Consider the following 10,482-nt stretch of genomic DNA (forward strand, 5'->3'; position numbering starts at 1 on the left):
AACTCCGCCTTGAGCTTACGTATTTCGTCTTGTTGATTATCAATGGTGACGTGTTGCTTTTCTGGCTTATCAAACTTGTTAATCCAGTTGTGCAAACTTTTGGGAGTAACGCCTAATCTCTCTGCCACATCGGCGATCTGGTGACCACGTTCTGTAACTTGTTTAACGGCTTCGATTTTAAATTCGTCGGGATATCGTTTTCCGCGCATGTAACACCTCATATTTTTGGTTCATTATAACTCTATGAAGTGTCTACTGTTCTAGGGGCTTACCAGTGTTAATAAAGGGCGGCATGTTCCAAAAAAAGGCTGAGGCTAAAAGGAAATCAAACGCCGAATCCACCGCTGCAAAATCAACAGCCCCTAAAACAGCATCTGTGAAGGCCTGATATGAAGCGCTACTATTTTATGGTGCGATTTTTACCTGAACAAGCAAACTTGGCTTTGCTTACTGGGCGCTGTATTTCAGTTATGCATGGTTTTATATGTAAACGTGAAATTCAAGGGCTCGGGGTGAGCTTTCCTGCGTGGTCTGATGCATCAATCGGCAATATGATTGCTTTTGTGCATACAGACAAGGGGGTACTGAACGAGTTGAGGCTTCAGGGGTATTTTCGGGATATGCAGGAGTGTGGGTTCTTTAGTGTAGGCAATGTAGAAACTGTTCCTGATGACTGCGCTGAGGTGAGATTCAAGCGCAATCAAAACATAGCTAAAATATTTGTTGGTGAAACTCGAAGACGATTAAAGCGTCTAGAAAAGCGAGCTATAGCGAGAGGGGAAGTTTTTGAACCAAATAAAAACGGAGAGCAGAGAGAGTTAGATCGTTTTCATTGCATAGCAATAGCGAGCACAAGTACCGAACAGGATTTTCTTTTGCATGTTCAAAAAGAGAATGTACAACAGCGTGAAGCGGCTGAGTTTAGCCAATATGGATTAGCTACGAATCAGTTACTCAGAGGGACAGTTCCAGACTTTGGCTTGTTTAGACCTTATTTTTAGTCTGGCTTGTAACTAACTGTTTTACATCGAGTCTATAAATGGTTCTAGAAAATAGGATAAAAAATAGATTATCGGTTTAGTCATTGAAGAAAAAGAGTACATTGGCTATTGTTGGTAGTGAACTGCCGAATAGGCAGCTGAAGATTTGTCTTGTATTAATTTAACTGACACTATAAGGTGAACTGCCGAATAGGCAGCTGAAGATACGCTCAAGAAACTATTTGGGATCTTGAAGATGTGACCTGTCGAATAGGCAGCTGAAAAACGCGATAATCGTGACTTACGAGTCGACTTTGAAATACCTGCCGAAAAGGTAGTAAAGCCTCTTCTCATTTAATGGGAAGAGGTTTTTTATTGATATCTATATAGAAAGTAATCAATGTAAAAAACGCGTCCAGTTGTTTAGAGACTATAAAATTACTAAATGGAGCAACAAAAACGTAAGTTGAGTGATTTTATGGTTAGTCGTGCTTATTTACCTCGAATCAAGACAGATTAATAATTGAATCAAAGTAGAAATTTAAGTATTGTTCATTATTTAACCATAACGATATTAATGAGTAACTCTAAAGGCTCGTTATACCTAATAATGTGATGGCGTTAGTGAATGACCGATACCATACATTTCCTTATTCTGCGGCCCATTTTTATCTTCTTTTGTACGAGCGTATTTCTGTCCAATAATGAGTTAGTGATTGAGATCTTAAGCTCTGTAATAAAAGAACATGTAACACTTCACGTCTATCGACAAAAGTAATAATTTGTCAGTTTATGGTTATATTTTATGTCAGCTTATGGTTTTATTTTTGATGTAAGCGATTGAAAGTAGAACCATGCTTATGTCGACTTATGCTTTCAGCGACAAGTAATTGTCGCTGTAAGCATACATTGACATAAGATAACCATAGTCTGACAAAATCTCGATCGGCTGTGCACTAAATGTACTGGTGTTGCTCGAGATTTTTGTGCATGCATATACGGAATTTACGTAAGCCTTCGCCCAATAAAAACGTCTTTAAATTCGCGAGTGCAAAAGTGAGCGAAACAATAATGTGTGAAAGCACGTTGGAATTCGACGCATGTTTTCATCATGAATATAAGCCTTGTTGTTCTATTGGCCTTAGCGATCCCTTAGCTATGTCAGTCAATTAATTTATTATAAAATATCAACAACTTATCGCCTTATTATATTTCTATTACTTTGCATTCTCTGTGTTGGACTTGTCATCCTTCGGCTTAAACCGTGGCGTTAAGCCGCGTTTGATTTTACTTCATTAAGCTTGTCGGTCGCGTTAGCTTATCCCCATTACTTTGTTGCCAGCATCCCCTAAATGTCATCGGTTGTTGGCAGCAGGGGCAAGGTCGTACTGCCTGAGTCCTGGTGGCTTTTTCGTGTGGCTCAAATACCGTTTCAGCCACCGCTAACATCAAGCGTATGCGTTGCCGTAGCTTAGCAGCATAGCCTCGAAATAAGCACTAATGCGCCTGACAGCTTAGCTTCGTTCAACAAGAGCATTAATGACAAATCACAATCAATACGAATTATTGTACGGCTTATAGTCTGCATATTAGTTCTGAACTGTAATCTCATTACATCACCTATTGGTAATGCCTGCATTTCATTTGGTAATAATATTTATTGCCAATTGGTAATACAGCTGTATCACTGGCTAACTTTGTTCTGTGATTTGGTTATGTTGTCATATCCATTGGTAGTGAATATCAAAACTATTCAACAATAACAACTGGATTTTACATAAGTTGTTGTTTATTTGGTGTGTTTTTATGGAGTGAAAAATATGTCAAGCCAATGCGTTAGTCTTTTTCTATTTCATGGTTACTACCAATTCTGATTTTTGGTAATGCTTTCGGCACCATTTTGGTTGACAGGGATGTGTTGTGGTGGTTATATTTTGTTTAGCATAATGTTGTAGGTGTAAACAAATTGTTGAGTGTGCAGTTGTGTTAGGTAAGTACGCAGCTGTGTTAGGTAAGTTATCTATGATTCTATGCATAGCAATTAATCATAGCTCTTTGATCATATACAACAAAGAGTTCTGCTTCTTTTTACAACGAAATTAGATAATTTTTGGTGTTCATTAGAAGCAAAATCTTACCTATTTTTATGACGTTTTTAAGGGTTAGTTAAGTTCATGTGTAGGTGCGTCACTATATGCTGTGCATATAGGCATTCTAAGTAAGCTGTGAAAATAGGTAAGCCGAACAATACACGAACATATTCAACAAAGAGATCGTAAATTTTAATGGATTCCAATATCAACACATATAAATCTTACCGACCTTTTCAAAAGAAAATGTGTGACGTTTTCGCTGTACTAGCTTTTGCTTTAGCTGTTTTTAGCGCATCACTCAATGCTCAGGACATTGAGGAGAATACGCTTATTCCGAAGTCACATACTAGCCTTGCTGAAGGCGTTTTACTGGGGGATTTGTCAAAACTCGATCCGCTTAAAAAGCCAGGTGAAAATTTTGACTTACTCGATTGGTCGTTAACGTTGCCAACCGATCTCAACAAAGATAAAAAAGCTGATACCGTCTATGAGAAATCATTAGCTAAAGGATTCAAATTAAAGCCATTTTTTTATACAGCAGATGATGGTGGCTTGGTATTCGCTTGCCCAAACGTAGGAGCCAAGACCTCAAAAAATACAAAATATGCGAGAACCGAACTACGCGAAATGCTACGTAGGGGTAATAGTCGAATAAAAACGCGTGGCCTGACAAAGAATAACTGGGTTTTCAGTAACGCGCATGGTTCGGCGAAAGTTAAGTCTGGGGGAGTTGAAGGCAGTTTGGAAGGGACTTTGGCAATAAACCGAGTATCTACCACAGGTGATGAAAAAAAGGTTGGACGCGTGATCATCGGGCAAATTCACGCGACGGATGACGAACCCATCCGTTTATATTACCGAAAATTACCAGCCAACTCGAAAGGGGCTATTTATTTTGCCCATGAAATAAATGGCGGTGATGATATTTGGATAAATATGATTGGCTCACGTTCTCATACTTTGTCAGACCCTGAAGACGGCATCGCCTTAAACGAAAAATTCTCTTATAAAATTTCCGTCGAAGATGAAGTGTTGTTCGTCACGATAATCAGGGAAGGTAAGCCAAATATTACTAAGTACTACGATATGAAAGATAGTGGCTATAGTGCGAGTGACCAGTATATGTATTTTAAAGCGGGTGTTTATAATCAAAACAATGGCGGAGCCGAAGGTGATTATGTGCAAGCCACTTTCTATCATATCCATAATATACATAAAGGGTATAAATTTTAGCGCAGTCAACACATCAATTTAAAATTCGTAGCTCATAACTACAGTTATTGGTTATATTTTTATTAAAATTAATAGGTTAAAACTTTTGTTTGAGTTTCGTCTGTTGAAATTAATGTAACTCTAATTTCAATGTAAGAATTTAATGGCAGTAACCTGCTTGCAGTAACAAATATAAGGATTTAAGGCAGTAACCTACTGGTAATAATAAATATAAGAATTAAATGGCATTAACATGCTTATTAAAATACTAAGGGGAAGTACGGTATGTCGACGAAATTCAGTAAAAAAACAAAACCCATCCATAAAATAGGGAAGTTCAAGCTTTCACCTATAGCAAAATGGATGAAGCTTGCTGCATTTACTTCTGTAACCAGTTCTTTTGCATTTTCGGCAATAGCACAAGAAGCCGAAACTGAAAATCTAGATAAAGTTGATAATGATATAGAAGTTGTTGTAATTACTGGTACACGTAAAACAATTCAAGACCAAATATCAATAAAGCGTGAATCTACCACGGTTGTTGACGGTTTATCTGCTGCAGATATTGGTGATTTACCTGCACTTTCAATTGCTGAGGCGCTAGAATCATTAACCGGTGCATCATCTCATCGTGAAAATGGTGGTGCTACTGAAATCAGTATTCGTGGTTTAGGCCCATTCTTAAGTGCCACTAACATCAATGGCCGTGAAGCGACTAATGGTAGTGGTGACCGTTCAGTTAACTTTTCTCAGTTCCCATCAGAGCTGATGCAGAAAGTGGCTATTTATAAAACACAAGACGCTTCCATGATTGAAGGTGGAGTTGCCGGTGTTATTACTCTGGAGACACTTAAGCCTTTAGATTTTGGTAAGCAACGTTTTCAGGCTGAAGTAAAAGCTAATTACAACCCAGACCAAGCAAACGTTGACAGTTCACTTCAAGATGATTTGGGCTACCGTGGAACACTAAGTTATGTTGACCAATTTGAATTTGATAACGGCCAAGCATTGGGTTTGAGTGTAGGCTTTCAACGTCAAGATATTAGCCAGCCAGAAGCTGAATATAGAAGCTCAAGCCCAACAGGTTCATCTTTGTGGGCATGTTTGAATGATCCAACCGATACCAATACCGGTTTTTTCCGTAGCTCAGCGGGCGATTGTGAAGATGAAATTGTTGGCTCAAATAACCAAGGTTATAATAATGAGATTGATCCAGAAACAGGTCTTGCTGTAGATGATGGCAGAGAATACGCATGGACTGGCTCAAGCCGAAGCTTCCGTCAAAATGAAACATCTGATGAAAGAGATGCTTTATTCTTTGCTCTACAATACCAACCCTCAGAAAAATGGGATATCAATTTTGACGTGCAACTTTCAGATCGCACTCAAGCAGAAGCGCGCCATGATTTAATTTTCTTACAAAAGCGCGTTACACCGGGCGTAACGGGACAAAATCTGATCACAAACGATGTTGGCGGTATTCTACATTGGGAAGGTGAAGAACGCATCGAAGCTGCGGGCGAGCAATTTTCGCGTGAAGAAAACTATCGTGGATATGGCTTGAACGTTGAACATTTTTTCTCTGATGATCTAAAGATTAGTGTAGACCTTGGCTATTCTAAAACCAGCCGTGAAGAACTACAAATAACAAACCGAGGAAGAACGAGCTCTCGTCCTTTCTTATCTTGGGATTTAGGTGAATATATTCCTCATTTTACAGTGACTGATTTTGATGTGACTGATATTTCCAATTTTACTGATAGCCTTCGTACTCGCCTCGACAGAGAAAATGTCCGCGACAACGAAATTATGGGTGCACGCATTGATGCTCATTATTTTCTAGACGGTGATGTTTTTAGTAGCGTTCAAGCTGGCGTTCGCGTTTCTGAGCTAACATATGTTCAATTTGGTGGCTCGAACGGTAATGGCTCAAGAACGACATATAATTTAGATGAATCTGTAACATCGGCCATTGATGTACTTGAAGGATGCCAAATAGCCTTCCCTGAGAGTGATTTTTTATCGAGTGTTTCTGACGGTGATATTATCACCCATGTTGACAGTTCAGGTAATGTTGTAGAAAGCGGTACAGGCGCTTCGTGGGCAACTTATAATAACGAGTGTTTCTCTCAAGCCGTAGCAACATCACAAGGCGGCGAATTCGCATACCCAGAGGTTACATACGAGAATGCGGGTACTATTGACGTTACAGAAAAAACTACCTCTGCTTACGCAATGCTTAACTACGACACTGAAATGTTTGATAAATTTGTTCGTGGTAACTTTGGTGTGCGTGTGGTCAATACTGATGTTAATTCTATTGGTTTTAGAGAAGGTTTTGATGTTGTCACTGATCCGGCGACAGGTATCGTCGAATTAGTACCAAACGGAACTATTGAACAAATTGAAAGTGGCGGAGATTACACTGAAGTACTACCAAGCTTTAACTTAGTCGTTGACTACAATGAAGATATTCTCATAAGGGCCGGTATTTACCGAGGTATGTCACGTGCCGATCCATCTGATATGGGTTATAGCCGTACATTTGTAACCGATGACTCTGATGACCCTACATCAGTTGAAGACTTGTTAGTGGGTGCAAATGGCTCTGGTAATCCTGAGCTTAAACCACTCATGTCATGGAACTATGACCTTGCTGCAGAATGGTACCCAAGCGACGATGCTATTGTAGCTTTAGGTGTTTACTACAAGCAATTCAATGGCGGTTACCAACAGCAAACACAGTTAGAGACGTTTATCGTTGACGGTGTGGAAGTTTCTTTACCTATTACTAATTCAGTCACTACTGACGAAAAAAGTGACCTTTATGGTTTCGAAGCGACATTCTCGTATCGTTGGGATTTAGGCATTGGTGTGAAGCTTGGTTATAACTATGCAGACACAAACTATGAGTTTGAAGATAGTAACTACGGTGAGACCTATACGACTGATTTAGACGGTGTAACCACTCAGCTTACCGCAGGTATTGTACCACCTGCCTCAGTGCCCGGATTTTCTGAGCATGTATTCAATGGTCAGATTTACTACCAAATAGGTGATTTTGATACTGCGCTTATCTATAAGTATCGTAGCGAATACTTCCAACCTTACACTTCTAACGGCACAAGACTACGTTATGTTGATGAGGCAGGTACTTGGGAAGCTCGTGCTGCATACAAAATCAATAAACACGTTCGTGTCAAAGTTTCAGCAATTAACTTGTTCAGTGAGCACCGCAGTGATGACTTCTATACCCAAGGTAACTTGGGTCAAGTAAGTGATTACGGTCCTCGCCTGTTCGCAGGTGTCAGCTTTAAGTACTAGCCAAATCAAGTGCTTAAATGAAACAAGCTAAATTTGAAGAAAGAATCTTTTTGGAGTAATAAAAATGAATAATAAATTACTTATACCACTCATCATTGCGACAGGCCTCGTAGGGTGTGGCGGTGATGACGGTGCTGAACTTGATAGTAATACTCGCGGTAGTATAGAAATAATCGGAAGTGACTTTTTTGCAGGCGCATCGCTCTCAGCAATAGCTACTGATGCTGACGGAATTCAAGCAGACACCATTACCTACGTTTGGTCAACAGGTACTATCGGCACATCTTACACTATTACTGAAGCTGACGAAGGCACAGTCATTTCTGTTTCTGCTAATTATACCGATAATGCAGGCTTTACCGAAGGTGTAGGTGCATCTACACCTACTATCAACCCAACCCTAAATGTGTCTGCGAGCATTATTAAGGGCCCTATTGATGGTGCAACTTGTGACATATTTGAAGTTGATGAAAATGGTGCTGCGGTTCTTCCTGCGCAAGGCAATGCAACCTCTGACACTTCAGGTGGCGTTACTTTTATCGACATACACTTCGAAGGTACTGGTTTAATTGCATGTACTGGCGGCACTTATACGGACGAATCAACTGGTTTAACCTTAAATGCTCCTCAACTACGATCTGTAGTGAATGTAGTTGAAAATAGTGTTCAGACTAATGAAGGAGGGGAGGAAGTATTAGTATCTCCACCTACCTATGTTGTTTCTCCTTTAACTGAAATGGCTGTTCAAAACGCGGGGAGTGATTTAAACCAGTTTGCTGAAGCAGCTGAAATAATTAATGCTCGTTTTGGTATTCGTTTTGATACTACAGAAGTGCTTCCTACTTTAGTTGGTATTGTTGAACTTGGAGCTGAAGATGCTGATAGATATGGTTCTGTGCTAGCGCTACTATCACAAGTTGATGCAGACAACGCAGATGCAGATTTATCTACCGTTATGCAAGAACTTGCTAGTGACGTCGCTGATGGCTCTTTTTCGGAAGAGTCTTTAGTGACACTTGAGACAGCACAAATTAATTTGCAAACGACTTCACAAGTTGCCAGCTATGTTGATGAGGCATTACTTGACAGAATTGGAGCCGCTGTTGGTTATAACAATGACCCTGTTGCAGCAATCATCGAAGGTGAATTTGGCGGTACTGTTCAACATACTGCTATTAATCCATTAACTGGTTCACTAACCATTATCGATCCAAACTTTGAAGAAGATGCTTTTGTTGCTCAAACTGATGTGGCACTTGATTATGGTACATTTAGTATCAGCGCCAACGGTAGCTGGTCTTACACGGTAGACACTGCAAATGACACTTTAGCGAGCCTTGAACTAGGTGAATCTGTAAGAGATTCAATCACTATCGCTTCTATTGATGGTACCACTGCTGATATTGTTATTCGTGTTGCTTCACTTACTCAAGTTGTAAAAATAAGCGATACAGGCGGCGATACGGGTGAGATTAGATTTAGCGTTGATAACCTTCGTCAAGGTAAGCTGACTGCATCTATATCTAAAGAGGTTGCGCTTGGTAGTGATGGAAATATTAAAGATGCTTATATTACGCTTTATGGCTCATCGGGTAGTTCTAGTGAATCGCTTATAGATTTGCGTATACAAGGAACTCAAACTCAAGCCGACGGCACTGTAATTGAGCCTCGTTTCTTTGTTCGAAATACTGACAGTGACGCTTACCCTGGCAATATGATCACTGCACCATTTGTTGAAGAGCAATTTTATGATGTAGACATTACATGGGACTTAGATCAAGCAGATCAAATTACAGTGACTATTGACGGTGAAGTGATTGGTGGAGGTTCATTCTCTACTGCAGCAGTTGTTGACTCTGATTATACAGGCTTAGACCAGTGGTTCGCTGATGGTGTTAAAGCTATCCAATTTAGGTTCGGTGATAATGATAGAACGATTCCTTTCGGTTCTTTCTATGTTGATAACATTGAAGTATTTTCTGATATCGCTGGCACTGCAAGCGTCTTTTCAGAAGACTTTGAAAGCTATGATGCAGGTGAAACTTTAGATGGTTCAGACAGCAAGTATGGCTTAGCTATTTACTCAGAAGTTATTGTATTTGATGCAGGTGACGGCACAGAAGAACCTACACCAGCAGTATTCTTTGATTTAACAGGAAGAATTGCAGCTGATGAAGCAACGACTACAGGTTTAGTCAGTGTACTTGACCCAGATGATGGTGAAGCATTTATTGTTCAGACAACCTTAATGGGTACATACGGTTCATTAGCAATATTAGAAGATGGCTCTTGGACGTATACCCTTGATACTGCTGATCCCACTATTGCAGCACTTGTTGTTGGTGAAAGCGAAATCGATACCTATACTATTGAATCTTTTGATGGCACTACCGCTGAATTAACAATTACTATTACAGGCACAGTTGTTGTTGATACTGGAGCAAACAATGTTGCCCGAATGGCGGACACATCATTAGACGCTGACGCTGAGTTACGTTTAACTACGGATGGAATTGCTGAAGGCTCTATTTCTACAACCATTAAGATACAAGCCATTGCTGACTTCACTGCTACACCAGGTGTTTCTGAAGATAATACCGCTTATATTAGTATTTATGGTGGCTCTGCCTCTTCAAGTAACCTAACGGGCGAAATTATCTTTAGTAATGATGGTAGTGTTAAATATCGTGATTCATCTAAATCGCAGCAAGTCATTGATGGCTTAACGCATGCAAATGATACGGACATTGATGTAGTGCTTGAATGGACTGCTACAGGTTATTCTGTATCAATTGATGGCGGCACTACCTTCTACGGTCCTTATGAAGCAATCAATACAGGTACAGCGACAGAAACGTATCAAGTTCGTATTG

At 39.9% G+C, this 10,482-nt stretch carries 5 protein-coding genes and 1 pseudogene; 4 read left to right on the forward strand and 2 right to left on the reverse strand.

The window, feature by feature from the left end:
* Positions 1-209, reverse strand: a 209-nt coding sequence (locus tag L865_RS0119430) for a transposase (protein ID WP_028774761.1), incomplete at its 3' end; no start/stop codon positions are given.
* 180 nt (positions 210-389) lie between these two features.
* Between L865_RS0119430 and cas6f the strand changes: the two genes are divergently transcribed.
* Positions 390-1,001, forward strand: a complete 612-nt coding sequence (gene cas6f, locus L865_RS0119440; RefSeq protein WP_028774762.1) for a type I-F CRISPR-associated endoribonuclease Cas6/Csy4 — start codon at positions 390-392, stop codon at positions 999-1,001.
* A 1,266-nt stretch (positions 1,002-2,267) separates the two neighbouring features.
* Here the strand turns inward: cas6f and L865_RS25930 are convergent.
* A pseudogene (locus L865_RS25930) lies at positions 2,268-2,474 on the reverse strand (IS91 family transposase); the annotation flags it as partial.
* A 791-nt stretch (positions 2,475-3,265) separates the two neighbouring features.
* Here L865_RS25930 and L865_RS0119445 point away from each other — a divergent pair.
* The 3 genes from L865_RS0119445 to L865_RS0119455 form a co-directional block, all read left to right on the forward strand.
* Positions 3,266-4,306: a polysaccharide lyase family 7 protein gene (locus L865_RS0119445; RefSeq protein ID WP_245608468.1), complete on the forward strand. Its 1,041-nt coding sequence runs from the start codon at positions 3,266-3,268 to the stop codon at positions 4,304-4,306.
* A 264-nt stretch (positions 4,307-4,570) separates the two neighbouring features.
* Positions 4,571-7,609 carry a TonB-dependent receptor gene (locus tag L865_RS0119450; protein ID WP_051484705.1) on the forward strand — a complete coding sequence of 1,013 codons (3,039 nt, stop codon included), beginning with the start codon at positions 4,571-4,573 and terminating at the stop codon, positions 7,607-7,609.
* A 64-nt stretch (positions 7,610-7,673) separates the two neighbouring features.
* Positions 7,674-10,482 (forward strand): VCBS domain-containing protein (locus L865_RS0119455; RefSeq protein ID WP_028774765.1); only part of this gene is annotated, 2,809 nt, incomplete at its 3' end.

Origin of the sequence: Shewanella waksmanii ATCC BAA-643 (assembly GCF_000518805.1) — a bacterium.
GTDB classification, from domain to species: domain Bacteria; phylum Pseudomonadota; class Gammaproteobacteria; order Enterobacterales; family Shewanellaceae; genus Shewanella; species Shewanella waksmanii.